The sequence below is a fragment of the Acidimicrobiales bacterium genome, from assembly GCA_016794585.1.
In the GTDB taxonomy this organism is placed as follows: Bacteria; Actinomycetota; Acidimicrobiia; order Acidimicrobiales; family DATDAH01; genus JAEUJM01.
In genome coordinates this window covers 80,179-106,538 of sequence record JAEUJM010000011.1, presented here as the reverse complement: position 1 = coordinate 106,538, position 26,360 = coordinate 80,179, and the positions used below count along the sequence as shown (strand labels likewise).

The window sequence follows — 26,360 nt, the reverse complement described above, 5'->3', positions numbered from 1 at the left end:
ACCGGTGGCGGGGGCACGCCCGCCTGCGCGCTCTCTGCGCCGAAGAGGCGGTTCGTCGGCCCGACGTCCTCTGGGAACAGGGTGAGGGTGCGATCGTCCCACACGTCGAACGAGGCCGGTTCCGCCGGCGGGGCGGGACCCGTCGGCGATCCAGTGCCGCCTCCCGACGGCGCCGCGTCAGCGGGTCGGGGCCCGACCTCGCTCACGGGAGCCCGTCGCGGAACTCCGCTGCCAGGTCGTCGACCTCGGCGAGGAAGTCGAGCCGGTCCAGGTTCACCTTGGTGACGGCCGAGTACAGGGTGACCTCCTTCCTCACCCCCTCGAGCGCCTGACGGACGGTCCCGTGGGTCGGCAGGTAGTCGCGAAGCGCCGACTCGTCATCGTTGTCCTCCCGCTGGGTGATCACCGCCGCCCTCCCGCGGCAGAGGAAGTTGGCCTCGTGCAGCAGGACCCGGCTCCGCGGCTCGTAGCGACGGTCGACGTCGTCGGACACCCGCTCCGCGAGCGCTGCGTAGCGCTCGGGACGGGGGCACGGGGCCTCGCCGAGCTCGCTCAGGCGCCACTCGCACTCAAGCAGGCCAAGCTCGGCGTACCAGCTCGGCTTGGCGTCGACGGAGTCCTGGTACGCCGCCGCCGCTTGCCGCCAGGCCGCCGCCTGCTCGGCGGGTTCGGGTGCCTGAAGCGCGACCCAGGTACGGATGTTCCCGTCAATGTTCGAAAGCTGGGCACGTTCGGCAGTGAACCCGCGCCGTCGTGCCTCCTCGATCAGGAGTTCGAGCGCGCTGCGGATCTCCTTGACAGCCTCGATCGTGTCCGGCTTCGGGTCCCTCTCGAACGCGGCAGCCAGCCCGAAGAAGGTGCTCTCGTGTTCCTTGGCCGACAGGTCCAGGGCCACCCTGTCGCGACCGCTCTGCGTCGCCCGCTCGCGAGCGCGGGCGAATGTGTTGCGGCCCTGGTCGTACTGGCCGAGGTTGTTGTGCTCGTAGGCGATCCAGTAGTAGGCGAGGTCGATCAGCTGCTCGCCGTCCCTGCTCGCGACCGCGTCGTTGAGGTCGGAGATAGCGGAACCAGGGTCCTGGCGGAGGTGGCTGGCCATCCCCCGCATGAACAGGCAGGGGGCCGTGAGGCTGATGTCCTGGACCGAGAACAGTCCCTCCAACGTGCGAAGCTCGTCGGCGATCGCCAGCGTCTCCTTGGTGGTGTTCGGCTCGGTCACGAGGCTCTTGAACTCGCCGCTGATGATGAACTGCGACAGCTCCTTGCGAGCGCGCGAGGTGAGGTCGTTGAGCTTGCCGTTCGCCCGCTCGGCCATGCTCGTTGCGGCGCGTGCGCTCGCGTCCTTGGCCAGCTCCAGCGTCTCGTTGACGAGGGTCAAGGTCTTCTGGGAGGCATCGAGAAAGGTCACGTGCGACTGCTCGGCCCGGAGCTGGGCGGTCGCTTCGCCGGACATCGCGAGCTGGTGCATCTGCCCCGCCCGGTTGTCCATCCGCATGGAGTTCACCGTGCCGGCGATCCCTCCGGCTGCAAGCAGGCCGACAAGGACCGCGATGGGCGCGAACGCCCAAGTCAGGAAGGTCTCGAGCGAGTCCACCGACGACGTGGAGGCAGCGGTCTCCTGCTCGACTGCGCCGAGTCTTGCGTTGAGCACCGCTAGCTGGGCGTCGAGCTCGTCCAGTTGATCCTGCGCGCCGGGTGCGACGACCACTGGGGTCGGGGCAGTGGTGCTCGTCGAGGACGTCGGCGCGTCTTGGGCCAACGCTCCAGGCGCCAGCGCCAGCGCCACCAGCACGGCGCCCCCGACCATGGTCCCGCCGACGAGTGCTCGCCGCGGGGTGCGTAGGCGGTCGGACATCAGCTCACCCCTTCGACCGGCCCGCTGTCGCCCGACGTGCTGTCCGCCCACAGAGTGAGCACACGTTGAACCACCTCCTCGAGGCTGAGGGTCGTCGTGTCGATGACAGAGGCGTCAGGGGCCGGCCGAAGGGGCGAGTGACTCCGTACCGTGTCGCGCTCGTCCCGTTCGGCAAGGCTCGACTGGACCTCGGAAGCGTCCGAGCCACCGGCCTGCGCTGACCGCCGCCTCGCCCGCTCGCCCAGATCGGCGGTGAGGAAGACCTTGAGGTCGGCGTCCGGGAACACGACCGTCCCAATGTCGCGACCCTCGACCACCACGGAGGGACGAGCGCTCGCCCACTCGCGCTGAACCGCCCGCATCGCCTCGCGTACCTGCGTCGACGCCGCGACCACAGCAACGACGCTGTCCACCTCCGACGTCCTGAGCTCAGGGGAGGACAGCTCGAAGCCGGCGATGGTGACCCGTGGGCTCGTCGTGATCTCCAGGTTCTGTAGAAAGGACTCCAGGGCGCCGTCGATCGCAGGGTCGACGCCGGCGGAGAGCACCGCTGCGGTGACCGCCCTGTAGAGCGCGCCCGTGTCCAAGGGGTCCGCCCCCACCGCTTCGGCCACTAGGCGAGTGACGGTCGACTTACCTGCACCCGCCGGCCCGTCGATCGCGATGATCTCCGTCGGCGTCACCGAGGTCGATCCCGACCGATCATGCGCAGGACGCTAGCGCTCTCTCGACGCCCGCACGACGATCGCAGCGCCCGTTGTCCGAGCGGGAACCCCCGGCTCGCGGCCGTCCACTGCCGACATCACGGGCGCGGCGCTCGTCGCAGCGGGATCACCGTGACGCTGTACAGGGTCGACGGCGGGATGACCGAGGGGCGGCTGCCGCCGGAAGGCCGGTCGAGCCCGATCAGCGGGGCGAGCCCCGTCGCTCCGTACGAGTTGCTCTCACCGTGGCGACCCTTACGGTCGCGCTTGGTCCGGGCGGACGGAGTGGCCCCTCGGGGTCGGCGGAGGCGGTTCCCAACAGGAGTTCGACGGCCGGGCACGGGTCGGCACCGACACGGTGAACGACGGGTAGAACGGCAACGACTGCCAGGCCGGCCACCTACACCATCACCCAGCGCGCGCTCGGCGGCTTCAGCCTCACGTCGCTCGTGTGCGACACCAGTGAGTCTGTCGACCTGGCCAACCGGGTGACGATCTCTCCCGGCGCCGCCGAGCACACCACCTGCACCTTCACCAACCGGTCGGCGGCCATCACCATCGTCCAGGACAGCGGACCGACTCCAGTCAGGATTTCGCGTTCAGCGGCTGCCAGGGTGTGGCCTGCACACCTTCTCGCTCAACGACGACAGCGAACCGGCGCTGCCGCGATCGGTCACCGGCGCAGAGCTCACCCCCGGCACCTACTCCATCACCCAGACCGCCGTCTCCGGTTGGTCGTTGACCTCGTTGACGTGCACCACCGGGGACTCGGTGGCCTCGCGAACCGGCGCGTCACGATCTCACTCGCCTCCGACGAGCACACCACCTGCACCTTCACCACCACGGCGGCGAACGACTCGTTCGCGGGGCACTCCCGGTCAGCAGCGCCGGCGGTACGATGTCGGGCTCCAACGTCGGGGCCACCCAGGACCCGGGCGAGCCGAACCACGCCGCCAAAGCCGGGGGGCCTCGGTGTGGTATCGCTGGGACCGCCCCCGCCACGGGCCTAGTGACCGTGAACACCTGTGGCAGGTCGTTCGACACGACGTCGGCGGCCGACACCGGTGCCTCGGTGTACGCCCTCACCGAGGTCGCCGCCAACGACGGTTCGGCTGCCCGACGCCGTTCGTGACAGAGCAACATCGGCTTCCTCGCCGTGGCCGGCGGCGCCTGAGCCGCCGGTCGCCGACGCCGGCTGTGTAGCCTCACACGACGATCCGCGAGCGGTGAGCGAGGGTGATGGCCGGGGGCCTGGTCGGACTGTTCGATGATGTGGCGGCGCTGGCCAAGCTGGCGGCCGCGTCCGTCGACGACGTGGGCGCCGCCGCCGGCCGCGCCAGCATGAAGGCCGCCGGTGTCGTCGTCGACGACACCGCCGTGACCCCGAACTACGTGCAGGGCCTCGCGGCGTCGCGGGAGCTTCCCATCATCCGCAAGATCGCGGTCGGTTCACTGCGCAACAAGCTGCTGTTCATCCTGCCGGCGGCGCTGATCCTGAGTGCGATCGCCCCCACGCTGGTCGAGATCATCCTGATGAGCGGCGGTGCCTTCCTCTGCTACGAGGGCGCCCACAAGGTGATCCACGCCCTGAAGCACGACGACCACGCGCACGACGTGCCGGTGGCCCTGCAGGGGCCCGATGCCGAACGGAGCACCATCTCCGGCGCCATCCGCACCGACTTCATCCTCTCCGCGGAGATCATGGTGATCGCCCTGAAGGAGGTCATCGACGAGCCCATCGTGTCCCGGGCCGTCATCCTCGTGGTCGTCGCGGTGCTCATCACGGCGATCGTCTACGGGGTCGTCGCCCTCATCGTGAAGATGGACGATGCCGGGCTGGCCCTCGCGCAGAGGGACTCCCCCTCGTCGCAGCGTGCCGGGCGCCTCCTGGTGCGGGGCATGCCGAAGCTCCTGAAGGTGCTCTCGATCGTGGGCACCGCGGCGATGCTCTGGGTGGGCGGGCACATCATCCTCGCCGGCGCCGACGAGCTGGGGTGGCACGCTCCCTACGACGTCGTCCACGACCTCGAGCACACCGTCCACGACGTCGGCAGCGCCGCCGGTGTCCTCGAGTGGCTGATCAACACCGCCGCCTCCGCGGCGCTGGGCTTCGTGGTCGGCGCCGTCATCGTGGGGGTGATCTCGCTGCTCCCGAAGCGCAAGCCCAAGGCCGGCGCCGGGACCGGGCCGACGCCCGAAGCGACACCCGAGGCGCCTCCCGCCCACTGAGCACGGGCGCCTCACCAGCCCGTGCGGAACACCGCCTGGACCACCAGCGCCACCGCCACCTGGGCACCGAGCCACCACCGCAGTGACGCCGGTCCCCATCGCCGGACGGCGACCCCGCCGGCGGCCAGCAACCACACCGTGAACGCCAGCCAGATCCGCTCGACCTCGCCCTTCGACAGGCCGACGAGCGCAGCGAGGGCGACGGCCGCCAGCGCACCCCCGACCACGCGCCAGACCTGCCGGTCGCGCAGCGCCACGAGGCCCACGATCACCGCGGGCCCCGCGGCCAGGGCCAGTGCAGCCGCGTTGGAGACCAGCGAGAAGACGTACGGCCGGGTGCGCTGGACGCTCTCGGCGACCTCTCGCCGCGTCACTTCGAACGCGGCGAGGTAGTCGAAGCCGGCCAGCGCGAAGACCCCCACCACCGCGGCGGCCGACGCCAGGGCGATGACGAGCACCCGCGGCCGCCGCCGGTGGAGCAGGACCGGGAGCGGGACCAGCCACAGCAGGCCGAGGCCGTAGGACAAAAGGGCACACGCGCCGAGGAGCACCCCACCGGCGAGTGCGAAGGGGGCGGCCGTCCGCCCGGGACGCCGAGAGGCGAGGATCAGCGTGGTCACCCCGACGGCACCCACCCCGGCGTAGAGCGCGTCCGCGGTGGTGGCGACCCACAGCGCCGCCGGCGACACCGCGACGAAGGGCGCGGCGGCGCGCGCCCACTGCTCCCCCGCCACGTCCCGGGTGGCCACCAGCACCGCGGGGGCGGCGAGGGCCCCGCCGAGGATGCAGAGCGCCGCCGCCCAGCCGGCGCCGCCGAGACCGAGGCCGTCCAGCGCCCAGAGGAGCAGCAGGAAGCCGGGGGGATGGCTGCGGACGTGGACGTTGTAGTCGTCGATGCGCTCGGGGAAGTCCTGCAGGAACGCCCTCGGCCCGCCGGCGGCGTCGACCTCGCCCACGTCGGGCAGGTACTCGTCGCCCGCGCGGGTCAAGGGGGCGGTGAGGGCCTCGGGCCCGCGCGACAGGTTCACGGCCACCGGCCACACGACGGCGCCGACCAGCACCGCCACCAGGAGGGCACGCCACCGGAGCCGGACGAGGTGGGGGGCGAGGGCGACGGCTGCCACCCCCACGGCGAGCCCGACCAGCGTCATCGGGGCCACCAGGAAGTCACCGCGACCGACGAGCGGCGCCGCGCCGAGCCGGAGCGCCTCGAACCCCTGGTCGCGGACGATGGCGAGCGCCCAGGCCCGGGCCACGAGCACCAGGAGCAGCCAGGCGCCGATGCCGACGATCGCCGGCCACCAGCCGAGGCGGCGTCCCGCCCCGTGGTCGGCCAGGTCGGACGGGTCCCCGGTGGTGGACGGCGGCGGTGACGCCGACGACGGGGTCGCCCCTTCGGTCATCGTCATCGCCCGGACCACCGCCTCCGTAGGCGCCCCCCGACGAACCAGACCCCGACCGCGCCCCAGACGAGCGCCAGGGCGGTGAGGGTCGACGTGGCGTAGTTCAAGGGCTGGATGGTGGGGTTGCCCGTCCCGCCGGCCGTGCCCGCGAGCGGCAGCACGGCGAGGAGCAGCACGAACGCGCTGATCACGACCCCGGCCTGGACGGGCGGCCACCACCGGTCGGGCACCACCCGGGCGAGACCCCAGGCGGCGAGGGCGACGACGGGTGCCACCACCAGGTCGTGCACGAGGTCCGCCCCCACGAGCCAGGTGGCGAAGCTCCGCCGCGCCTCCCCCGACGAGGTGGCGCCGAGGAAGAGCCACACGCCCCAACCCATGACGACCACGCCCACGCACAGCGACACCCAGAAGCGCGCACCACCGTGCTCGTCGTCCTGCAGCGGGATCCGGTTCACGCGACCTCCAGGCGGGCGACCCACTTGGTCTGCTGCACGCCGGGCCGGTTGGGCCCGATGAGGCGGACCGGGAAGCCGTGGTCCGGGGCGAGCACCTCTCCGCCCACCTCGAGGGCCAGCAGCGTGTCGGGGTCGGCGGCCTGGGCCGAGGAGAGCGGCGACGTCCGCTGGCGCGGATTGTCGTGCAGCGCCACCACCGTGGCCTCGGCACCCTCGCGGGCACCGGCGAGAGCCAAGAGGTCGCGCACCGGCACCCCCCGCCAGCGTTGGTTCGTGCTCCACCCCTCGACGCAGGCGATGGGCAGGGTGGCCTCACGCTGCGGGAGGGACCGCAGGTCGTCGTAGCTCAGCGACAGCGAGCGGGTGACCCCGTCCCCGACCACCTCGAGCCGGTAGGCGGCGAGGTCCACGTCGGTGAGCCCGACGGAGGCCGCGGTCCGGTTGACGGGGAAGCCCTGGGGACCGCTGTCGGGCCGCCGCGGGGCGAGGAAGGCGAGGTGGCGCAGCGGGGCGAACGTCTGGCCCACGGTGAACAGGGCGAGCGCACCGCTCGCCGCGGCGGTCGTGCCGAGGAAGGCCCGGCGGCTGAGGCCGCTCGACGGGGCGGCGTCCTCGACGTCGGTCGGTCCGTTCGCCGGCGGGTTCGCGCGGCGACGGGTGAACACGTCGCGCGTGGTCGCCCACCGGGCCCCGACGTGGACCACCAGCGCCCCCACGACGATCCACGCCGCGGCGTAGTGACCGGTGCGGAAGCTGAAGTCGTAGGGCCGCCAGATGTTCACGTTGCCCACCCCGGTGACGAGCAGGAAGAGGCTGGCGCCGACGAGGGGCAGGAGGGCCAGACGCTCGACCGCCTGCGCCACGGACCGGAAGGGGGGCCAGGCGAAGAGCTTCGGGAAGACCACCCAGAGCTTCGCCAGCAGCAGCGGGATGGCGGCGATGCCGGTGGTGACGTGCAGCCCCTGGTTCAGTCGGTAGAGGCCCGCCGGCCGGGCCGGCCAGTGGAACCACGACGCCGGGTCCTGGACCAGGTGGGACACGACGCCGGTGACGAAGCAGATCGTGAAGCAGGCACCGAGGGCGATGCCCAGCCAGGCGGCGTTCACCTCGTCGTGTTGACGGCTCGCGAACCGGGGCACCCTCACCGCCCGGGACGTGGCGACGGCGCTCACCGCTGGCCTCGCCGCAGCACGGCGAACCAGCGGCCGTCCCGCTCCCAGACATCGTCGACCGCGAGGTCGACGTCTTCGGCGAGCGCGGCCAGGTGGTCGATGGGGACCCGGTCCCAGGCGAACCAGGGCCCGGGCGCACCCGCCACCTCGAGGCGGGCGCTCGTCGGGCGTGCCGGCGTCCCGGGTGGATCGAGTTCTGCGACCACGAGGCCCCCGGGGGCCAGCAGCTCCGTGGACCGGCGCAGCAGCGCCTCGGGGTCGCCGCCGATGCCGAGGTTGCCGTCCAGCAGCAGCACCGTGCCCCACCGGCCGGTGCCGGGGAGCCGGTCGAACACGCTGCGGTGCAACACGAGCGCACCGCGGGGCAGCGCCCACTCGACCGCGGCCGGCGTGATGTCCACGCCGAGCGCGGGGACGCCGCGCCGGCCAAGGGCGACCGTGTGGCGCCCCGGCCCGCACCCGACGTCGAGGACCGGCGGGCGGCAGCGGTCGAGCGCGTCCTCGTCGGCCAGCTCGAGCGGCGCCACCCAGCGTCCTCCGTCGGTGATCTCACCGGCCCCGGTGCGCAGGACGGTGGCGCCCGCCGTGGTGGGTCTCGCGGTCAACGTCGTCGCCGTCACCGGGGCACCGCCAGCGACGCCTCGATCTGCGCGACCAGGGCGGCGGTGCGCGTCCGGGGCGCCGCCGCCGCCACCGCCAGGGCGTCGGGCCAGTGGTCGATGTCGATGAGCTCCGCGCCTCGCCGCACGTCGAGACCGCAGCGCCGGAGCTGCTCGGTCTGGCGGGCACCGGTGTCGTCCCGACTCATGGGGACATCACGGAAGACCGCCCCGTCGGCGCGATGCAGGCCGAGGGCCCACCAGCCGCCGTCGGCGGCCGGGGCGAGGACGGCCCGTCCGGGTCCGATCCCGCCGAGGATCACGGTGATCGCCTCCGGCGTGACCTGGGGCGTGTCCATGCCGATCACGGCCACCGGCCCGCCGACCCGCTCGACAGCGCGGGCCAGGCGCTCGTCGAGGCCGTCGCCCTCTTGTCCCACGACTTCGAAGCCACGCGGCAGCCAGGACCCGACCGATCCGTCCAGGGCGACGACCCGCCGCACGCCGGGCGTGGCCAGCACGGCGTCGAGGGTGTCGCGCAGCGCCGCCTCGGCCAGGGCGGACGCCTGCTCGGGCCGGCAGGGCGGGCACAGCCGGGTCTTGGACCGACCGGCCTGGGGCGCCTTGGCCATCACCACCACCGCGGGCAGCCGGCTCATCGGACCGAGCCCCCAACTCGAAGTGACCCCGCGACCTGCGCCATGTCCCGGACCGTGCGGACCGTGCCTCGCACCGTGCCCGTCACCTTCGACCGCCCCACGCGCGGCGAGTACCCGACGGGGATCTCCTCGATCCTCCAGCCGTCGGCGGCGGCCCGCAGCACCATCTCGAGGGGCCACCCGAAGCGGCGGTCGTCGATCCCCAAGGCCAGCAACGGCTCGCGTCGGGCGGCCCGCAGTGGGCCGAGGTCGTGCAGCGGCAAGCCCGTCCGACGTCGGATGTCGGACGCCAACACCCGGTTGGCCACCCGGGCGTGCAGTGGCCAGGCCCCCGGTTCGGGCTGTCGCGCCCCGAGCACGAGGTCGGCGCGGCCATCGAGGACCGCCTCGGCCGCCCTCGGGAGGTCCGCCCCGCTCATCGAGGCGTCGGCGTCCATGAAGCACACGACCTCGGCACGGGCGGCCACGAGGCCGCGGTGGCAGGCCGCGCCGAAGCCCCGGCGAGGCTCGTGCACCACCTCGGCGCCGTGAGCGCGGGCCACCTCGGCCGACCCGTCGGTCGAGCCGTTGTCCACCACGATCGGGTGGTAGCCGGGGGGCAGGCCGGCGAGGACCGCAGGCAGGGCCTCGGCCTCGTCGAGCACGGGAAGGATCACGTCGGGCATGCGGCGGAACGTAACGACGGGCCCCGGCCCCGAGGCCGGAGTTCGCCTTACGATCCGCGAAACCCGCCGAGAGTCTTACGAGCCGCGAAACATCCGCCGCCCGCCCTCCCCCACGCAGGGGACCGGTCCTACCCTCGCGAGCGTGAGCACCCCCGAACCGGCCCCCGCCGCCGGCGTGTCGGACCGCACGGACGAGCCCGATCCCACCGCCACGGCATCCGTGCTGATGATCGAGGACGATCCGACCGTGGCCGAGATCGTCGTGCGCTATCTCGAACGGGAGGGCTTCGAGGCGAGGTGGGAGTCGAACGGCGCCGTCGGCCTCGCCGTGGCGCTCGATCAGGAGCCCGACCTCGTGGTGCTCGACCTGATGCTGCCCGGCATGGACGGCTACGAGGTGTGCCGGCGCCTGCGCGAGACCTTGCCGGTGCCCATCATCATGCTGACCGCCCGCGGCGACGAGACCGACCGCCTCCTGGGCCTCGAGCTCGGCGCCGACGACTACGTGGCCAAGCCCTTCTCGCCCCGCGAGCTGGTCGCCCGCGTCCGCGCCGTGCTGCGCCGGGCGGGCGGCCAGGTGCTGCCCCCGGCGGGGGCCACCATCGTGCGAGCCGGCACCCTCGTCATCGACCTCGCCGCCCGCCAGGTGACCCGCCGGCGCGGCGGGGACCCTGAGCTGGTGTCACTCACCGCCCGGGAGTTCGACCTGCTCGCCCACCTCTGCACGCACCCCGGGAAGGCGTTCGCCCGCGAGGAGCTGCTCGAGGCCGTGTGGGGCTACACCTACGGCGACGCGTCCACGGTCACCGTCCACGTCCGCCGCCTGCGCGAGAAGATCGAGGAGGACCCCTCGGCCCCTGTGCTCATCCGCACCGTCTGGGGCGTGGGCTACCGGTGGGACGGATGACCCGGGCCGCCTCGCTCGATCGCTGGGCCGCCGGCCTCGCCGTGCTCGGCGGCATCGCGCTACTCATCACCGGCGTGCGCTCCGGCATGGGCGCCGCCGATGCCGCGTCCCTCCTGGCCCTCGGCGCGGGCACGGCGCTCGTCGCCGTCGGCGTCGCCGCGATCCTGTTGGGCCGGTCGCGGACCCGGTCCTTCGCCACGCAGATCACCCTGGTCGCCGTGGTCCCGCTGGCGGCGGCGCTGCTGGCCACCTTCCTCGGCGCCCGTGCGATGTTCTTCTCGCCCCACGACGAAGCCGCCCTGGTGATCCTGCTGCTCGGCGCAGGGACGGTGGCCCTCGTCACCGCCCTCGTGCTGGGCAGCCGGGTCGCCCGCTCGGGCGAGGCCCTCGTGCAAGCCGCCAAGGCGCTCGGCGACGGCGACCGCCTGGCCGTGGGCGGACGGGGGTACGGCTCGGCCGAGCTCGATGCCCTCGCCGAGGAGCTCGACGCCAGCGCCCACCGCCTGTGCGAGGCCAGGCAGCGCGAACAGGCCCTCGAGGACTCGCGTCGAGAGCTGATCGCCTGGGTCTCCCACGACCTGCGCACGCCCCTCGCCGGCATCCGCGCCATCGCCGAGGCCCTCGAGGACGGCATCGTGGACGACCCCGCCACCGTGACCCGCTACCACGCCACCCTCGGACGTGAGGTCGAACGCCTGGGTGCGCTGATCGATGATCTCTTCGAGCTCAGCCGGGCCCAGAGCGGCGTCCTGCGCCTCGAGTGCGAGCGGGTGTCGCTGGACGAGCTCGTGACCGACGCCATCGCCGGGGTGCGACCGGTCGCCGAAGCCAAGGGGGTGGTCGTCGAGGGTCGCCTCCCTGGCGACGGGATGGCGTTGCAGGGCTCGCCGTCCGAGCTGGTGCGCGTGCTTCGGAACATCCTGGCCAACGCCGTCCGCCACACCCCCGCCGACGGCTCGGTGGTGGTCGAGGCCACCGTGGACGGCACCGACGCGCTCGTCTCGGTCGCCGACACCGGCGGCGGGATCCCCGAGGACCACCTCGACCGGGTCTTCGACGCCGGCTTCCGGGGCGACGCCGCCCGCACCCCCGGCACCGGCGGAGGTGCCGGCCTGGGGCTGGCCATCGCCCGGGCCCTGGTCACCGCCCACGACGGCGACATCACCGTGTCGAACGTCGACGGCGGCGCCCGCTTCGTGGTGCGCCTGCCGGTGCACGGCCGCGACGGGGTGGCGGCCCGTTGACGCGCGTGCTCGTCACCGGCGGCGCCGGGTTCATCGGGTCACACCTCGTCGACGCCCTCGTCGCCGAAGGCCATGAGGTCGTCGTGCTCGACGCCTGCCTGCCCGACGCCCACACCGCTCCGCCCGACTACCTGAACCCGGCGGCCGAGTACGTGTGGGGGGACTGCGCCGACCACGAGCTCGTGCGCCGGGTGGCGGCGGGGTGCACGCTGGTGAGCCACCAGGCGGCCATGGTCGGCCTCGGGGTCGACTTCGCCGACGTGGCCACCTACTGCCGCCACAACGACCTCGGCACCGCGGGCCTCCTGCGGGCGCTGCACGACGACGGCTTCCAGGGCCGCCTGGTCCTGGCCAGCTCGATGGTGATCTACGGCGAGGGCCGCTACGCCTGCCCCACCCACGGGCCCACGCCCGCACCGCCGCGGCGGGTCGACGACCTCGACGCCGGCGCCTGGGAGCCCCGCTGCCCGCGCTGCGACCGAGCCCTCGACCCCCGGACCGTCCCCGAGGATGCCCCGGCGGACCCCCGCAACGTCTACGCCGCCACCAAGCTGCACCAGGAGCACCTGGTCGCCTGTTACGAGCGCGAGCACCCGGGGACCGTGGCCATCGCCCTGCGGTACCACAACGTCTACGGCCCACGGATGCCCCGGGACACGCCCTACGCGGGCGTGGCGAGCATCTTCCGCAGCGCCCTCGAGCGCGGCGAGGCCCCCCGCCTGTTCGAGGACGGCGGGCAGCGCCGCGACTTCGTCCACGTCCACGACGTGGCCCGCGCCAACCTCGCCGCCCTCACCGCGCCGGCGCCCCCGTCGCGGGCGTTCAACGTGGCCAGCGGCACCCCCCACACCGTCGGCGAGATGGCCGGCGCGCTCAGTGCCGCCTTCGGCGACGACGCCCCCGAGCCCGAGGTGGTGGGCGGGTACCGGCTCGGCGACGTCCGCCACGTGGTGGCCTCCCCGGAGCGGGCCGCCGCCGAGCTCGGCTACCGCGCCGGCATCAGCTTCGACGACGGCATGCGTGAATTCGCGTCGGCGCCCCTGCGCTGAGGAGGAAGGATCCGAGTGCTGCGATCAAAAGCCCGAACCGAGCAAGCCCACCCCGCGGAGCAGGAAGGCCACGGCGGCCTCCGCCGACGCCCGGTCAGCGCGGAGCTCGTCGTAGGCGAGGACCGCACCGAACGGCGCGTTCCAGTAGGAGGAGTCGCCGGGGCGGTCGGCGTCCCACGGCCCCACGTACAGGTAGGGCTGGGCGCTGAAGCCGTCCCCAGGGGAGGCGCCCAGGTTCACCCGCCGCCCGGGCGCGGCGGCGACATCGACGCCGGCGTCGAAGTGCTCGGGCCAGAGCTGCAGGACCGACGGGGTGGCGTCAGCACCGAGCCCGACCACGGCGGCATCGATCGCCCCCCAACCGAGCCGGTACCACTCGGCCAGGACGGCGGCGGCGTCAGGATCGACGGCCAGTGGCGCCGTGACGTCGCCGACCGGCGGCGTGTCGTGGCCGGCCTCGAAGGGTGCGTCCAGATCGACCTCGACCAGCGCGGCGGCTTCCGCCAAGGTCGCGCTGCGGAGATCGAGCGCGGCGGTCGTGTTGGTGTCACCCGTCCGCTCGCGCGCCAGGTGGGTGCCGGCGACCCGGACCACCTCGTGCTCGGGCCCGCACGCAGGGGTCCCGAAGCCGCCCGGCGTGGCCCGCAGGCCGAACTTCCCGCTCAGCGCGAAGCGGCGCCGGGCGAGGACGTGGGTGGCGACCCGCTGGAGGGCGTCGCGCGTGCTGGCGTAGGTCTCGGGCAGCGGGTGGAGGCTCGTCACGATGGAGCGAACCCGCTGGCGGCGCCGTTTCTTCCGAACCTGGCGCCAGGGAATGCCCGTTGGCCCGACAGGGTTCCCAGCAGGGTGCGACTTCCACGCCTTCGTCTGCTGGCCCTCGTCGCCGCCCTCGCCTTGGGCGCCGCAGCATGCGGTGGTGGCGGTGGTGGTGGTGACAGCTCAGACGAGGCCGGTCCCTTCACCGCCCCCACGTTGGGAGGTGGCGAGCTCGCCTCCAGCTCCTTCGACGGGCAGGACACGGTGCTGTGGTTCTGGGCGCCGTGGTGCACGACGTGTCGTGGCGAGGCGGACGACGTCGTGGCATCGGCTGCTGCGCTCGAGGGGTCCGTCGAGATCATTGGCGTGGCGGGCCGGGGCGACGTCCCGGAGATGGAGGACTTCCTGTCCGACACGGGCACCGGTGACCTCACCCACGTCGTCGACGCCGATGGAGCGATCTGGTCCGACTACGGCGTGGCCTCCCAACCTGCCTACGCCTTCATCGACGACAGCGGTGACGTCGAGGTCGTGCTCGGTGCGCTCGGCGCCGACGGCCTCACCGAGCGCATGCAGGCCCTCGCCGACGCCTGAATCCGAACGGCCCTCGAGAGAGATCCTGCGCCGCCGCCGGCGTTCAGCCGGCTTCGGGGAGGCGGACGCCGTGGGCCATGCGCACCTCGCGCACGTCACGGACCCGGCCGAACCCCTTGATGCGCCGCGTGCCCCGGTCGACCACCTCGACCCAGCCCGGCGCCATGAGGGCGACCTCGCCGTCGGCGAGGATCTGGCCGGGGCGGGCCTGGTCGCTCAGTCGGGCGGCGAGGTTGACGGGGCGACCGATGTAGTCGTCACCCTCGAACAGGAGGCACTCACCCGAGGCGATGCCCGCCCGCACCGGCAGGGGGCAGTCGTCCAGGCGGGCCAGCAGCTCGCTGACCGCGGCCACCATGGGACCGGGGTCGGTGCTCACCAGCATCACGCCGTCGCCGAGCCACTTGGCGATACGCACCCCTCGGCGGGCGGCGAGCTGGCGGGCGCACGTGCGGAACTCGCCGAGCACCTCCACGGCCTGCTTGGCGCCCTCGGCCTCGGTGAAGGCGGTGAACCCGCAGAGGTCGAGGAAGGCGAAGGTGCGCTCGACCGCCTGGGGCCCCGACGAGTCGGGCAGGAACTCGGGCAACTCCATCCCCGACACGCCGGCCTCGAACCCGTCGTCCCCCGTAGGGACGGCGGCGCTCCGGGCGGCGGCGAGGGTGGTGGAACGGCTCATCTGCTAACCAAAGCTAGCAGCGGGCAGCCTCCGGACAGCAGACATTCCGTAAACAGTTCGTAACATCCCGCTGACGTCCGTCCCAGGGAGGGGCGCCCGTGGGCTAGACCAGCGCCGTGGCCGAGCGGCAGCACCTCCGGTCGTCGATCGTGGTGGTCGCCGCCTGCCTGGTGGTCACGGCGGCCGTGTTCGCCCTCGACGCCGCCCGGGCCGACGACCGCTACCGCAGCCACGTGGACTTCTCGATGGACGTCGTCCTCCCCAGTGCCCACTGGGACCCCGAGGTCGCGGCGCTCGCCCCCGACGAGGCCATGGCAGGTGCGATCGCCTTCGCCGGGAGCGACCGGGTGCGCGGGTCGGTCGAGACCGAGCTGACCTACGACCACTCGCTGGACGTCGAAGCGGTCGACGACCACGTGCTGCGCTTCACCGCCGAGGCCGACGACCCCGCCCTCGCCGTGAACGCCGCCACCGCGGCGGCCGCCATCTTCGGCCAACAGCGCGTCGAGGTGGCCCAGGCGGAGGCCCGGGAGGCGCTGCCGACACTGAGAGAGCAGGCCGACGCCGCGACCGGCGCCGACGCCGAGGTGGCCCAGGGCCGACTCGGCGCTGCGGAGGACACCGTCGAGCTCGGCCCCGCCGGCGGCCCGGTCGCCGAGGCGGCGGTGCCTTGTTGCCCGGTGGCCCGCCCCGTGCTCCCGGCGACGGGCCGCGGGGCGCTCCTCGGGCTGCTCCTCGGACTGGCGGTGGTCGGGGTCTGGTGGTTCGAGCGGACGCGGGCCCCGGCCCTGGCCGGGGGGCCGACCAGGGCCCCAGCCACCGTCGGCGCCCCCGTCGGCGAGGGCAACGGCGCCACGGCCACCGACGAGAGCGGCACCACGGAGAGCGTCACCATCGGGCCCGACGAGTCGCCCCAGCCGGGCGGCGATGCGCCCCCGCCCGCGCTCCCCTGGCGGTGGCTCGGGCCGGCGGTCGTGTCGGCCCTCGTGGCCGGCCGCGCGCTGTACTACGCCGTCCTGGGACCGAGGCTCATCCTCGACGACTGGCTGCTGGTCTACCGCCACCAGGAGCTCGGCCTGCTGCACACCGTCCCGGAGTTCACCCGCACCGAGCTGCCCGTGAAGTGGGCCTGGCTCACCACCCTCTTCGGGCTGGCCGACGGGCGACCCCTGGTCCTGTTCGCCCTGGTGACCCTGCTCAACCTGGCTGCTGCCCTCGCGCTCTACTACGCGCTCGCCCGCTTCTTCCCGGCGCCGGTCCCCGTGCTGGTGGCCGGGCTCTGGGTGCTCACCGCCAACCACAGCGCCCTGACCGTGTGGGCCGCGGCCAGCCAGGGTGTGGTGTCCCTGGCGCTCTGTTGCGTCGGCGTGCTGCTGGTGTCCAAGGGACGCTGGCTGGTCGCGCTGCTCGCTTTCGCGGCCTCGATGCTGGCCTACGAGTTCACCATCCCGATCTGCTTCGCCGCCGCAGTCCTGGTGGGCGGAACCCTGGCGCCGCCCCGCCCCGAGCTCCCGATCGTGCGCTCGCTGCGTCCCTGGCACCGGGCGGTCATGGTGGGCGGGATGGGGCTCGTGGTCTGGTGGATCGCCGAGCATCCCAAGTATCCGGTGGCGTGGCGGCCGCCGAGCGCCTGGGACACCTGGGCCGGCCACGTCTCCTCGGGTCTCCTGTCGACCGACGACACGTCCGGGCTCCTCCTGCGCGCGCTCGAGGTCGGGGTCGCGGTCGGGATCGTGTGCTGCCTCGTCGCCTGGTGGCAGGGCGATCGCGGCCGGGACCGGGGCCCCACCCTCGTCCTCAGCGGCACGGCCGTCATGGCCCTCGGCCTGGTGACCACGCTGCTACTCCCCGGGGACACCGTCGGGCTGTCCAACCGCCTCTACGGGGCCTCGGCGGTCGGCACCGCCATGGTGCTGACGGGCATCGCCCTGACGGTGTGGCACCGCCTGCGCACCGTGGGCCTTGCCCTCGCGGTCAGCCTCGTCACCCTCTGCGTCGTCGGCCAGGTCATCGGATTGCGGGCCGCCCACCGCGGCGGCGAGGACGTGCTCGCCCTGCTGCGCCACCTCGAGCGCATCTCCGACGACCCCGCCGACACCTCGTTCCTCGTCGAGCCCCGTCCGGAGCACGACGGCTTCTACGCCGTCGACCACTTCTTCGGGGTGTACCCCTACCGCCTCACGTACCCGGGCGGCGACGGGACCCTCCGTCTCGCCATCGACACCGACGAGTTCGAGCAGCCCGAGCCCGGCGAGGTGCAGGTGCGGTGGGACGAGGTGCTCGGCGACGACCGCTGAGCCGACCGGTCAGAGCTGGTCGTCCTCGGCCAGGTGGTCGATCACGACGTCGTCACGCTCCCAGTCGCCGTGGCGGTGCGCGGCCCGGCCGACCAGGTGCGCCGACACGGGCGCGGTGACGAACTGCAAGATGATGGTGAGCACGAGCAGGGTGATGGCGCCGGCGCTGTTGATGTGGAACATGGCCCCGGTGGCCACCAGGAGAAGGCCGAGCGTGCCCGGCTTCGTGGCGATGTGCATGCGGGTCATCAGGTCGCTGAAGCGGACCTGGCCGATGCCCGACAGGGCGCCGAAGGCGGCCCCCACCAGGATGAGGAAGCTCCCGACGACGTCGCTCACCGGCGCCGGCCTCCCTCGATGAAGCGGGCGAACGCCGACGTGCCGAGGAAGGCCACCAGCGCCACCACCACCCCGACGGTGAGGTAGGTGCTGCGGCCGGTGTAGGCGCCCCAGGCGGCCATGGCGGTGACCACGATGGTGAGGAGGCCGTCGAGCGACACCACCCGGTCGGCCAGGGTCGGGCCGATCACCAGCTTGGCGAGGAAGCCGGCGCCGCCGATGGCGAGCAGCACGAGTGCGGCGGCGATCACGGCGAGGCCTCCCCATCCGACCCATCCGACCCATCCGACCCATCCGACCCATCCGACCCGCCCGATCCCTCCGACCCGCCCGCACTGCCGGCGCCGTCGAGCACTGCGGGGTCGCCACAGACCCGGGCCACGTCCTCGGCGGTCCCGAAGGCGCGCACGGCACGTCGCTCGAGGTCCTCCACGTCGGCGACCGCGGAGGCCTCGTCGGTGAAGGAGAGGACGTGCACGTACAACAGCGCCGGTCGGCCGCGGGCGTCGATGGTGAGGGTCCCCGGGGTCAAGGTGATGGCGTTGGCGATGATGGTGGCGAGGCGACCGGACCGGGTGCGCAGCCGCACGGCGACCACGGCGGGGCGGATCTGCGACCGGGTCCGGGGCAAGAGCACCTCGCGCGCCACTGCCACGTTGGTGATGACCAACTGCCAGAGGAACCACACCAGGAACGAGATTGCGGCCACGGGGCGCACGACGATCGGGTCGTCGTTGGAGGTCGCCGGCGGAAAGACGAGGACGAGCCCGACGGCCACGACCACGCCGGTCAGCACGTTGGCCAGGCTCAGGTCGCCCCACAGCAGCACCCACATGACCGTCAACCACGTGGCGATCACGGCCCGGCCGGCGGTGACGCGGCCCCCGCTCATCCGAGGACCGCCGTCCGGTAGGCGACGGGGTCGAGCAGGTCGACCGCCGCCCGTTGGCAGAGCTCGTAGAGGGGCCCGGCGAACAGGGCCAGGGCCACCGTGCCCACCACCAGGGCGCCGGTGGACACCACCATCGGGACGGTGCCACCGAAGCGCGCCGTGGCCGCGTCACCGGGCTCGAGCACCACCTCGGGCGTGCCCCAGAAGGCGCCGCCCCAGATCTTGGTCATGGAGTAGAGGGTCAGGACGCTCACGGCCAGGCTGGCCGCGACCACGGCCCACGCCTTCTCGTCGAAGCCGGCCTCGACCACGGCCAGCTTGGCCACGAAGCCGGAGAACGGCGGGATGCCGGCGAGGCTCAGCGCCGGCAGCAGGAAGATCCAGCCGAGCACCGGGAACTTCCGGGCCAGGCCGCCGATGCGCGTCAGCTGGGCCGAGCCGGCGGAGTGGTCGACCATTCCGGCGCTCAGCAGCAGGGTGCTCTTGAGGACGATCTGGTTGACCACGAACAAGATGGCGGCGGCGACGCCAGCCACGGTGAACAGGGCGAGGCCGAGGATCATGTACCCGATCTGGCTGACGATGTGGAAGCTCAAGATGCGCTTCATGTCGTTCTGGGCGATGGCGCCGAGGACGCCGATCACCATGGTGAGCCCGGCGATGACGAGCAGGAAGCCGATGGGTCGATCCGCTTCCGGCACGATCAGCGTCTGGGTCCGGATGATGCAGTAGACGCCGACCTTGGTGAGTAGGCCTGCGAACACGGCCGTGACCGCGGTCGGCGCCGTCGGGTAGCTGTCGGGTAGCCAGAAGAAGAGAGGGAAGACCGCGGCCTTGATCCCGAAGACCACGAACATCATCAGGGCGAACGCGAGGCGGAGGCTGGGCGACAACGACCCCATGCCCTCGGCCAGGTCGGCCATGTTCACGGTGCCCAGCGCGGCGTACAGCAGGCCGAGCATCCCCACGAACAGCACCGACGCCACGAGGTTGATGACCACGTAGGTCATGCCCGACCGCACCTGGTCGGCGCGCCCGCCGATGGTGATCAGCACGTAGCTCGCGGTGAGCATCATCTCGAAGGCCACGAACAGGTTGAACAGGTCACCGGTGAGGAACGACAGGGCGACCCCCGCGGCCAGCACGAGGTAGACGGGGTGGAAGCCGGGCTGCTCGCGCTCGGTCCCGGGCTGGCCGATGGCGAAGATGAGCACGGCCACGAGCACGGGCGACGCAACGGCGAGGAGCAGCGCGCTGAAGCGGTCGGCCACGAGCGAGATGCCGACCGGCGCCTCCCAGCCCCCCATGAACGCCGCGGCGGGACCGTCCTGATCGACCCCCACGAGGATGGCGACCGAGACCGCAGTTGTGATGCTGAGCACACCGATCCCGATGGCCCGCTGGAGCCACCGCCGCCGTGCCGCCGCCATGGAGAGCCCGGCCCCCAACAGCGGGAGGACCACGGGCAGCGGCAACAGGACGCGCATCACCCCTCCTCCCCGGTCGTCTCGCCGCCGCTGTCGGCGTCGACGGTCGCGGCCGACAGCGCCTCCTGGTCCACGACCTCCTCGTCGACGGCACCTTCGCCCTCCCGGGCGATGCGTCGATCCTCGACGTCGTCCTCGACCAGGTCGTCGCCGGTGAGCTGCCAACTGCGGTAGGCCAGCGCCAGCAGGAAGGCCGTCACGCCGAACGAGATCACGATGGCGGTGAGGGCCAGTGCCTGCGGCATCGGGTCGGCGGGGCGGCTCGAGCCGATCGAGCCGACGAAGGGGGCGACGCCCCGCCGTTGACCCGAGAGCATCAGGAGCAGGTTGGCGCCGTGGCCGAGCAGGCCGAGCCCGATGATGATGCGGCTCAGGCTGCGCTGGAGCAGCAGCCAGGTGCCGAGCGAGAAGAGGGCCGCCGCGCTGACGGCGAGCACGAGGCTCATCGGTCCCGCTCGTCCCGGAGCAGCCACGGGGCGCCGAACAGCGGCAGGCGCTCGCCGAACGCGACCAGCAGGAGCAGCACCATGCCCACGACCACGAAGGCGACCCCGACGTCGAAGAAGAGTGCGGTGTTGACGTGCGCCTCGCCGAGGATCCCGAGGTGGAGGTCGAGCTTGGCGTGCTCCATGAGCTGGCGGCCGAACACCAGGGGCAGGAGCAATGTCGAGGCGGCGATCACCAGGCCGGTGCCCAGCAGCGTCCACGGGCGGACGGGCAACGTGTCGCGCACCTCGTCGATGCCGCCCGCCACGTAACGCAGGGAAACCGCTGCGCCCGCCACGAGTCCGCCGACGAAGCCGCCGCCGGGACGGTTGTGGCCCGTGAACAGGAGGAACAGGCCGAGCAGGAGCGCCGAGTGGAACACCAGGCGCACCACCACGTCGAGGATCAGCGACCGCCTCACGAGCGACCTCGCGCCTCGTCGGCGTCACGGGCGGCCCGCGCCGGGGTGAAGGAGCGGTCCTCGTGGCGCTCGCGCCGCGAGAGACGGGCGAGCGCGTACACGCCGATCGATGCGACGGCGAGCACCGTGATCTCTCCCATGGTGTCGAACCCGCGGATGTCGACGAGCACCACGTTGACGACGTTGCGCCCGCCGCCCTCCTCGAGGGCCCGCTCGATGAAAGCGCTCGAGATGCTCGGGTCGACTCGGGCGTCGCCGGCCACGAGGAGGAAGCCGAGCACGAACAGCCCGACCAGCCCGGAGACGACCAGGCGCAGCGTCCGCCCGAAGGGGGTGGCACGGACGCCGAAGCGCTGCGGCAGGTGGCGCAGGACCAGGACGAACACCACGGCGCCGATGGTGTCGACGCAGACCTGGGTGAGCGCGAGGTCCGGAGCCCCCTGGAGGACGAAGACCAGCGCCATGCCGAAGCCCACGGCCCCGAGGCACAGCACCGCCGCCATGCGCTGGCGCACCACGGCGGCCGCGGCGCCGCCGCACACGAGCAGCGCGGCCGCCGCCCAGTCGCCCGGACCGGACGTGAGGGGCGGCAGAGCCGGCGCCGGACCCTGGAGCAGCGCCCACCCGGGCACGACGGCCGCGGTCGTGAGGATGACCGCCAGGTAGACCGGGAGCGAGCCCGACTGCATGACCCCGGTGACGCGGTCGGCCACGCGGTTGAGCGTGCGCATGGTACCGAGGTAGGCGACGTCCCCGTCGACCGGGTGGGGCAGGGCCCGCTGCAGTCGGGCCACGACCGGCCCGCCTACCACGAGCAACACCCCGAGCAGCACGGTCAGGCCGGAGAGCGCGAGGGCCGGGTTGAACCCGTGCCAGATGGCCAGGTGCACGTGCTCCACCCCGGGGTCGATGCTGTGCGCGGCGGCGCCCACCATCCCCGAGGCCAGGTTCGGCACGAGGCCGAGCACCACGGTGAGGGCCCCGAGCACCGCGGCCGGCAGCCAGAACGCCGTGGCGGGGGCCGGCGGTGGTTCGATCGGCACGGGGCCTTCCACCACGTCGCGCTCGCTCAGCACGCCCGGCCGGAAGGCGCCGAGCAGCAGGCGAGCGGTGTAGGCGAACGTGAGCACCGAACCGGCGACGATGCCGGCGAGCACCAGTGCGCTGCCGGCGAGCTCGCCGTGCACCCAGGCGTCGTAGGCGAGCTCCTTGGCCACGAACCCGAAGAGCAGTGGGATGCCCGCCATGGACGCGCCCGACAAGAGGGCCACGACCAGGGGACCCCGCCACCCGGGCCCGTAGGCGCCCAGGGCGCGGATGTCGCGCGTGTGGGCCTGGTGGTCGATGACGCCCACCACGAGGAAGAGGCCGGCCTTGAACAGGGCGTGGGCCAGCAACAGCGTCACCCCGGCGACCGTGGCCTCGGGAAGGCCCGCCCCGAACAGCACCACCATGAAGCCGAGCTGGCTGACCGTCCCGTAGGCGAGGATGCGCTTCAGGTCGTACTGGCGCAGCGCCCTCCAGCCGCCGGTGAGCATCGTGATCAGCCCGACACCGATCACCAGCGGCCGCCAGATCCCGTCGCCGGCGAAGATCGGCGCCAGGAGGGCGATCAGGTACACGCCGGCCTTCACCATGGTCGCCGAGTGCAGGAAGGCGCTCACCGGCGTCGGCGCCACCATGGCCCCCGGAAGCCAGGCCGAGAACGGGAACTGCGCGGACTTGGTGAACGCGCCGAGGAGGACGAGCACGACCGCGACGTCCACCACCGTGCCGGTCGGGGGCGAAGCCGCCAGCGCGGCGAGGTCGTAGGTGCCGGCGGACTCCCCGATCAACACGAAGCCGCCCAGCATGGCCACGCCGCCGGCGCCCGTCGTCAGCAGAGCCTGGAGGGCGGAGGCTCGGGCCTTGGGGTCGCGGTCGGTCCACCCGATGAGGAGGTACGACGTGACCGACGTCAGCTCCCAGGCCAGGTAGAGCACGAGCAGGTTGGCCGCCGTGACGACGCCGAGCATGGCGCCGGTGAACAGCAGCAACAGCCCGGCGAGGCGGTGTAGGCCTTCACGGTCCGGGGCGAAGTACTGGCGGGCGTACGCCTGGACGAGGAACCCGATCCCCGTGATCAACAGGAACATCAGCAGGGCGAAGCCGTTCAGGCGCAGGTCGATCGACAGCCCGAGGGCGGGGACCCAGGTCCACTGCTGGGCGACGACCTCCCCGTCGATCACCTCGGGGTAGCGCGCCGCGGCCCACACGAAGCCGGCGAGCGGCGCCAGGGCCGCGACGGCGAAGGCCCGCCGACCGAGGCGGTGGCCCGCGGCGACGAGGGCCAGACCCAGTGCCACATGGAACAGCAGCACGGCGGTCAGCGGAGGCTCCTCGGAGTCGGGTCGGTCGGGGTCGCTCGGGACGGATCAGGCGTCCGGCCCGGCGAAGGCGGAGAGTACGAAGGAACGGTTTCGGCTCGGTTCCGGGATTGAGTCCGGAATGTGACGGCTCGTTCCGACCGGGTGAGGTGCCCCGGCCCGTGTGGGCCGGGGCACCTCCCGGGCGTCGGGCGCTCGCTAGAGGGCGTCGCTCCCGCGCTCGCCCGTGCGGATCCGGACCACCTCGCCGACATCGAGGACCCAGAGCTTGCCGTCGCCGATCTCGCCCGTGGCCGCGCTGGCCACGATGGCGTCGACGACCTTGGTGGCGTCCTCGTCATCGACCACGACGTCGAGCTTCACCTTCGGCACGAAGTCGATCTTGTACTCCGAGCCCCGGTAGGTCTCGGAGTGGCCGCCCTGGCGACCGAAGCCCCGGACCTCCGAGACGGTGATGCCCACCACGCCGGCCGCCTTGAGGGCGTCCTTCACGTCGTCGAGCTTGTACGGCTTGATGATGGCGGTGACGAGTTTCATCGGTCGCCGTCCTTTCTGGGATCTGTCCCGTTGTGCGCCATCACATGCGCTCCATGGTCTGCGTGCCGCCGTGGTAGGCGGTCTCCGAGTGCTCTTCGAGATCGAGCCCGGTGAGCTCGGTCTTCTCGCTCACCCGGATGCCCAGGGTCGCGTCCAGCACCTTGAACAGCAGGAAGGTCACCACGAACGAGAACACGATGACCACACCGTTGGCCAGCGCCTGCTCGCCCAGGAGCTCGAGGCCCCCGCCGTAGAACAGGCCCTCCTTGAACTCGCCCCCGAAGAACTCGGGATCGGCGAAGAGCCCGATCAGGAGCGAGCCCACGAGGCCGCCCACGAAGTGCACGCCGACGACGTCGAGGGCGTCGTCGTAGCCCGCCTTGAACTTCAGCCCCACGGCGAAGCTGCACACGATGCCGGCGATGAGCCCGATCCAGATGGGCGACATGCCCGCCACGAAGCCGGCACCGGGGGTGATGGCCACGAGCCCGGCGACGATGCCGGAGGCCACGCCGAGGTTGGTGAAGTGCCCGTCACGGATGCGCTCCACCACGGCCCAGGCCAGACCGGCGGCCGCCGCAGCCAGGAAGGTGTTCATGAAGGCCTGGATGGCGACCCCGTTGGCGGCGAAGGCCGAGCCGGCGTTGAAGCCGAACCAGCCGAACCAGAGGATGCCGGTGCCCAGCATGACCAGCGGCATCGAGTGGGGCGGGTGGCCCTCACCCGGCCAGCCCTTGCGCTTGCCCAGGGCCAGGACTCCGGCCAGTGCAGCGATGCCGGCGTTGACGTGGATGACCGTGCCGCCGGCGAAGTCGAGCGAGCCACGCGAGCCGAGCCAGCCGGTCAGGCCCTCGCCCCACACGCCGCCGTAGATCCAGAAGGACACCGGGCAGTAGACGAGGACGAGCCACAGCGGGACGAAGAGCGCCCACGCCGAGAACTTCATGCGGTCGGCGACCGCGCCCGAGATGAGCGCCGGGGTGATCACCGCGAACATGCCGAGGAAGATCACCGCCAACAACGTCGATCCGCCACCCTCGTCGGTGATGGTCAGGTCGCTGAGGAAGAACCAGTCGAAGTTGCCGATGACCGATCCGGCCCCGCTGTAGGCGAGGGAGAACCCGGCGATCACCCACACGAGCGGGATGACCAGCAGGCACCAGAAGTTCATCATCAACATGTTGAGGACGTTCCGACTGCGGTCCATGCCCCCGTAGAACAGGGCCAGTCCCGGCGTCATGAACAGGACGAGCGCTGACGACGTCAGCACCCATGCGGCGTCTCCGGTATCCATCAGCGAACCCCTTCCGTGCGCTGCGTCTCGGGCGGTGCGGTCATGTCGTTGCCTCCGGGTCGTCGGACGCACGAAAGGTACGAGTCAGTTGTTTCCCGAGTGTTTCCTCGGGGTGAATGGACCCTGTCCAGCGCGGAGCGCACCGAGCCGGTGCGCTCGTGGTCAGGGTTGGGCGGGCACGCCACTCGGCGCGTCGCGAGAATGCTCATTCGTCTCTCCAAAGGTCTCAGGCCACCGCGGCGGTGACGAGGAAGGCGACGCCGGGGGGCTCCCCGGCGTCGTCACACCACGGAGCCGAGCGGCGGGCCGCGCGGGACCTGAAAGGGACGAATCGGGCGCGGCCGCGACCCGGTCCGACCGCCGGCGAGACGACACCACCGCGTCGCGATCACGACCGACGCCATCGCGAGCACGCCGAGCGCCGGCGCGACCCGGTGCGTGTCCGGGCCCCGCACCGGAGAAGGTGCACGTACCGCCGCGACGACTGCGCGCTCGGTGTGGCCGGAACGGTCCGGGAGCCAGCTCGGTCCGTCGGCGCGGATCGCCGCTCCGCCCATCGCCGCCACCCCGAGGGCGACCACCAGCGCGGCCGCCAGGACGACCGGACGAGGCCGGTGGTGGGGCACGGCCCACCGCTTCCGTGATCGGCTCACGACGGGAGGCCGCCCAGCACGCCCACGGCGAGGAGGTAGCCGCACCCACGCACGGTGTGGACCCGCACCCCGAGGTGGTCGACCTTGCGGCGCAGGCGGGCGACCCCGCGGTCGAGCGCCCGCTCCTCGACGTCCTGGTCGGGCCACACCGCCCCGAGCAACTCGTGGCGGCCCACGAGGCGACCGGGTGGCTCGAGCAGTCGCGCCGCGAGGGCCTGCTCGACCGGGGCGAGGGCCACCCAGTGCGCACCTCGCCAGAGCAGGCCCCCCTCGTCGAGGTGGACGGCATCCGGGGGGGCGCTCGCTCGACGGAGCGCTTCGATCCGATGGTGGAGATCCACGGGGTCCGCCGGGGTGCGGATCCAGTCCTCACGTGGGTCCCCGCCCTCCGGCGGCGTCGCGCCGGCCGCCACCAGGAGGAGCCGGGGGACGCCCTCGGCGGCGAGGCGGTCCCGCTCGACCCGTTCACTCGGCCAGCGCACCAGAACGACGTCGGCGACGACGCCCGTCGGGGCCAGGAGGGACATGGCCGGGACGCTACGGAGACCGGGTCTCCGCCCTGTCGCGGAGAGATGACCGCTTCATGGCCATACTCTTTCGGCTTTCTGACCTCCCCGG

The 26,360-nt window shown here is 72.8% G+C and carries 27 protein-coding genes; 6 read left to right on the top strand and 21 right to left on the bottom strand.

Annotated features, from left to right (window positions below):
• Positions 1 to 202 precede the first annotated feature (202 nt).
• From JNK12_04900 to JNK12_04890, 3 genes are all read right to left on the bottom strand, one after another.
• Positions 203 to 1,852: a hypothetical protein gene (locus tag JNK12_04900; GenBank protein MBL8775241.1), complete on the bottom strand. Its 1,650-nt coding sequence runs from the start codon at positions 1,850 to 1,852 to the stop codon at positions 203 to 205.
• A complete protein-coding gene (locus JNK12_04895; GenBank protein MBL8775240.1) occupies positions 1,852 to 2,535 on the bottom strand; it encodes a (d)CMP kinase in 684 nt (227 codons plus the stop codon). The genes JNK12_04900 and JNK12_04895 overlap by 1 nt, the downstream gene beginning before the upstream one ends.
• Positions 2,536 to 2,956: 421 nt before the next feature.
• Entirely contained in the window at positions 2,957 to 3,109 is a 153-nt protein-coding gene (locus JNK12_04890) for a hypothetical protein (GenBank protein MBL8775239.1), read from the bottom strand.
• Between the two features lie 686 nt (positions 3,110 to 3,795).
• On the opposite strand from JNK12_04890, the gene JNK12_04885 reads away from it, so the two are divergent.
• Positions 3,796 to 4,785, top strand: coding sequence for a DUF808 domain-containing protein (locus JNK12_04885; protein ID MBL8775238.1), 990 nt, complete (start codon positions 3,796 to 3,798; stop codon positions 4,783 to 4,785).
• Between the two features lie 11 nt (positions 4,786 to 4,796).
• Here JNK12_04885 and JNK12_04880 read toward each other — a convergent pair whose 3' ends face one another.
• From JNK12_04880 to JNK12_04855, 6 genes are read right to left on the bottom strand one after another with little or no spacing between them, the layout of a single operon-like run.
• Entirely contained in the window at positions 4,797 to 6,194 is a 1,398-nt protein-coding gene (locus JNK12_04880) for a hypothetical protein (GenBank protein ID MBL8775237.1), read from the bottom strand.
• Positions 6,191 to 6,646, bottom strand: coding sequence for a hypothetical protein (locus JNK12_04875; protein ID MBL8775236.1), 456 nt, complete (start codon positions 6,644 to 6,646; stop codon positions 6,191 to 6,193). The genes JNK12_04880 and JNK12_04875 overlap by 4 nt, the downstream gene beginning before the upstream one ends.
• Positions 6,643 to 7,818, bottom strand: coding sequence for a molybdopterin-dependent oxidoreductase (locus tag JNK12_04870; protein MBL8775235.1), 1,176 nt, complete (start codon positions 7,816 to 7,818; stop codon positions 6,643 to 6,645). The genes JNK12_04875 and JNK12_04870 overlap by 4 nt, the downstream gene beginning before the upstream one ends.
• Positions 7,815 to 8,423 carry a methyltransferase domain-containing protein gene (locus JNK12_04865; GenBank protein ID MBL8775234.1) on the bottom strand — a complete coding sequence of 203 codons (609 nt, stop codon included), beginning with the start codon at positions 8,421 to 8,423 and terminating at the stop codon, positions 7,815 to 7,817. Before JNK12_04865 ends, JNK12_04870 begins: the two co-directional genes overlap by 4 nt.
• Positions 8,424 to 8,434: 11 nt before the next feature.
• Complete coding sequence (locus JNK12_04860; GenBank protein MBL8775233.1) at positions 8,435 to 9,076, bottom strand: DUF2064 domain-containing protein; 642 nt, start codon at positions 9,074 to 9,076, stop codon at positions 8,435 to 8,437.
• Positions 9,073 to 9,741, bottom strand: coding sequence for a glycosyltransferase family 2 protein (locus JNK12_04855; GenBank protein ID MBL8775232.1), 669 nt, complete (start codon positions 9,739 to 9,741; stop codon positions 9,073 to 9,075). Before JNK12_04855 ends, JNK12_04860 begins: the two co-directional genes overlap by 4 nt.
• A gap of 226 nt (positions 9,742 to 9,967) precedes the next feature.
• Between JNK12_04855 and JNK12_04850 the strand changes: the two genes are divergently transcribed.
• Genes JNK12_04850 through JNK12_04840 form a run of 3 tightly spaced genes read left to right on the top strand, consistent with a single transcriptional unit; the run spans position 9,968 to position 12,941 of the window.
• Positions 9,968 to 10,648, top strand: coding sequence for a response regulator transcription factor (locus JNK12_04850; protein MBL8775231.1), 681 nt, complete (start codon positions 9,968 to 9,970; stop codon positions 10,646 to 10,648).
• Complete coding sequence (locus JNK12_04845) at positions 10,645 to 11,892, top strand: HAMP domain-containing histidine kinase (protein ID MBL8775230.1); 1,248 nt, start codon at positions 10,645 to 10,647, stop codon at positions 11,890 to 11,892. Before JNK12_04850 ends, JNK12_04845 begins: the two co-directional genes overlap by 4 nt.
• Positions 11,893 to 11,897: 5 nt before the next feature.
• Positions 11,898 to 12,941, top strand: coding sequence for an NAD-dependent epimerase/dehydratase family protein (locus JNK12_04840; GenBank protein ID MBL8775229.1), 1,044 nt, complete (start codon positions 11,898 to 11,900; stop codon positions 12,939 to 12,941).
• Between the two features lie 24 nt (positions 12,942 to 12,965).
• On the opposite strand, the gene JNK12_04835 is transcribed toward JNK12_04840, so the two are convergent.
• On the bottom strand, positions 12,966 to 13,703 hold the full coding sequence (locus JNK12_04835) for a hypothetical protein (protein ID MBL8775228.1): 738 nt from the start codon (positions 13,701 to 13,703) through the stop codon (positions 12,966 to 12,968).
• A gap of 84 nt (positions 13,704 to 13,787) precedes the next feature.
• On the opposite strand from JNK12_04835, the gene JNK12_04830 reads away from it, so the two are divergent.
• The gene (locus tag JNK12_04830) at positions 13,788 to 14,291 is read left to right on the top strand and encodes a redoxin domain-containing protein (GenBank protein ID MBL8775227.1); all 504 of its coding nucleotides are present in this window, start codon (positions 13,788 to 13,790) and stop codon (positions 14,289 to 14,291) included.
• Positions 14,292 to 14,334: 43 nt separating this feature from the next.
• Here JNK12_04830 and JNK12_04825 read toward each other — a convergent pair whose 3' ends face one another.
• Complete coding sequence (locus tag JNK12_04825; protein ID MBL8775226.1) at positions 14,335 to 14,970, bottom strand: adenylate/guanylate cyclase domain-containing protein; 636 nt, start codon at positions 14,968 to 14,970, stop codon at positions 14,335 to 14,337.
• Between the two features lie 116 nt (positions 14,971 to 15,086).
• On the opposite strand from JNK12_04825, the gene JNK12_04820 reads away from it, so the two are divergent.
• Entirely contained in the window at positions 15,087 to 17,267 is a 2,181-nt protein-coding gene (locus JNK12_04820; protein MBL8775225.1) for a hypothetical protein, read from the top strand.
• 9 nt (positions 17,268 to 17,276) lie between these two features.
• Here JNK12_04820 and JNK12_04815 read toward each other — a convergent pair whose 3' ends face one another.
• From JNK12_04815 to JNK12_04770, 10 genes are all read right to left on the bottom strand, one after another.
• Positions 17,277 to 17,606 (bottom strand): monovalent cation/H(+) antiporter subunit G, encoded by a 330-nt coding sequence (locus tag JNK12_04815; GenBank protein ID MBL8775224.1) that lies wholly within the window; start codon positions 17,604 to 17,606, stop codon positions 17,277 to 17,279.
• Positions 17,603 to 17,857 carry a hypothetical protein gene (locus tag JNK12_04810; protein ID MBL8775223.1) on the bottom strand — a complete coding sequence of 85 codons (255 nt, stop codon included), beginning with the start codon at positions 17,855 to 17,857 and terminating at the stop codon, positions 17,603 to 17,605. Before JNK12_04810 ends, JNK12_04815 begins: the two co-directional genes overlap by 4 nt.
• On the bottom strand, positions 17,854 to 18,498 hold the full coding sequence (locus tag JNK12_04805; protein ID MBL8775222.1) for a Na+/H+ antiporter subunit E: 645 nt from the start codon (positions 18,496 to 18,498) through the stop codon (positions 17,854 to 17,856). Before JNK12_04805 ends, JNK12_04810 begins: the two co-directional genes overlap by 4 nt.
• Positions 18,495 to 19,985: a Na+/H+ antiporter subunit D gene (locus JNK12_04800; protein ID MBL8775221.1), complete on the bottom strand. Its 1,491-nt coding sequence runs from the start codon at positions 19,983 to 19,985 to the stop codon at positions 18,495 to 18,497. The genes JNK12_04805 and JNK12_04800 overlap by 4 nt, the downstream gene beginning before the upstream one ends.
• A complete protein-coding gene (locus JNK12_04795; GenBank protein MBL8775220.1) occupies positions 19,985 to 20,431 on the bottom strand; it encodes an NADH-quinone oxidoreductase subunit K in 447 nt (148 codons plus the stop codon). Before JNK12_04795 ends, JNK12_04800 begins: the two co-directional genes overlap by 1 nt.
• A complete protein-coding gene (locus JNK12_04790) occupies positions 20,428 to 20,892 on the bottom strand; it encodes a hypothetical protein (GenBank protein ID MBL8775219.1) in 465 nt (154 codons plus the stop codon). The genes JNK12_04795 and JNK12_04790 overlap by 4 nt, the downstream gene beginning before the upstream one ends.
• The gene (locus JNK12_04785) at positions 20,889 to 23,252 is read right to left on the bottom strand and encodes a DUF4040 domain-containing protein (GenBank protein ID MBL8775218.1); all 2,364 of its coding nucleotides are present in this window, start codon (positions 23,250 to 23,252) and stop codon (positions 20,889 to 20,891) included. Before JNK12_04785 ends, JNK12_04790 begins: the two co-directional genes overlap by 4 nt.
• A 204-nt stretch (positions 23,253 to 23,456) precedes the next feature.
• Positions 23,457 to 23,795 carry a P-II family nitrogen regulator gene (locus JNK12_04780; GenBank protein ID MBL8775217.1) on the bottom strand — a complete coding sequence of 113 codons (339 nt, stop codon included), beginning with the start codon at positions 23,793 to 23,795 and terminating at the stop codon, positions 23,457 to 23,459.
• Positions 23,796 to 23,835: 40 nt separating this feature from the next.
• Positions 23,836 to 25,089: an ammonium transporter gene (locus tag JNK12_04775; protein ID MBL8775216.1), complete on the bottom strand. Its 1,254-nt coding sequence runs from the start codon at positions 25,087 to 25,089 to the stop codon at positions 23,836 to 23,838.
• A 649-nt stretch (positions 25,090 to 25,738) separates the two neighbouring features.
• Positions 25,739 to 26,269: a winged helix-turn-helix domain-containing protein gene (locus tag JNK12_04770; GenBank protein ID MBL8775215.1), complete on the bottom strand. Its 531-nt coding sequence runs from the start codon at positions 26,267 to 26,269 to the stop codon at positions 25,739 to 25,741.
• Between the last annotated feature and the right edge of the window lie 91 nt (positions 26,270 to 26,360).

Excerpts from the sequence above, each read along its gene's own strand:
- JNK12_04900 (MBL8775241.1), bottom strand. The coding sequence starts at position 1,852 with ATGTCCGACCGCCTACGCACCCCGCGGCGAGCACTCGTCGGCGGGACC.
- JNK12_04890 (MBL8775239.1), bottom strand. The coding sequence starts at position 3,109 with ATGGCCGCCGACCGGTTGGTGAAGGTGCAGGTGGTGTGCTCGGCGGCG.
- JNK12_04885 (MBL8775238.1), top strand. The coding sequence starts at position 3,796 with ATGGCCGGGGGCCTGGTCGGACTGTTCGATGATGTGGCGGCGCTGGCC.
- JNK12_04880 (MBL8775237.1), bottom strand. The coding sequence starts at position 6,194 with ATGACGATGACCGAAGGGGCGACCCCGTCGTCGGCGTCACCGCCGCCG.
- JNK12_04860 (MBL8775233.1), bottom strand. The coding sequence starts at position 9,076 with ATGAGCCGGCTGCCCGCGGTGGTGGTGATGGCCAAGGCGCCCCAGGCC.
- JNK12_04855 (MBL8775232.1), bottom strand. The coding sequence starts at position 9,741 with ATGCCCGACGTGATCCTTCCCGTGCTCGACGAGGCCGAGGCCCTGCCT.
- JNK12_04850 (MBL8775231.1), top strand. The coding sequence starts at position 9,968 with ATGATCGAGGACGATCCGACCGTGGCCGAGATCGTCGTGCGCTATCTC.
- JNK12_04845 (MBL8775230.1), top strand. The coding sequence starts at position 10,645 with ATGACCCGGGCCGCCTCGCTCGATCGCTGGGCCGCCGGCCTCGCCGTG.
- JNK12_04825 (MBL8775226.1), bottom strand. The coding sequence starts at position 14,970 with ATGAGCCGTTCCACCACCCTCGCCGCCGCCCGGAGCGCCGCCGTCCCT.
- JNK12_04805 (MBL8775222.1), bottom strand. The coding sequence starts at position 18,498 with ATGAGCGGGGGCCGCGTCACCGCCGGCCGGGCCGTGATCGCCACGTGG.
- JNK12_04800 (MBL8775221.1), bottom strand. The coding sequence starts at position 19,985 with ATGCGCGTCCTGTTGCCGCTGCCCGTGGTCCTCCCGCTGTTGGGGGCC.
- JNK12_04795 (MBL8775220.1), bottom strand. The coding sequence starts at position 20,431 with ATGAGCCTCGTGCTCGCCGTCAGCGCGGCGGCCCTCTTCTCGCTCGGC.
- JNK12_04780 (MBL8775217.1), bottom strand. The coding sequence starts at position 23,795 with ATGAAACTCGTCACCGCCATCATCAAGCCGTACAAGCTCGACGACGTG.
- JNK12_04775 (MBL8775216.1), bottom strand. The coding sequence starts at position 25,089 with ATGGATACCGGAGACGCCGCATGGGTGCTGACGTCGTCAGCGCTCGTC.
- JNK12_04770 (MBL8775215.1), bottom strand. The coding sequence starts at position 26,269 with ATGTCCCTCCTGGCCCCGACGGGCGTCGTCGCCGACGTCGTTCTGGTG.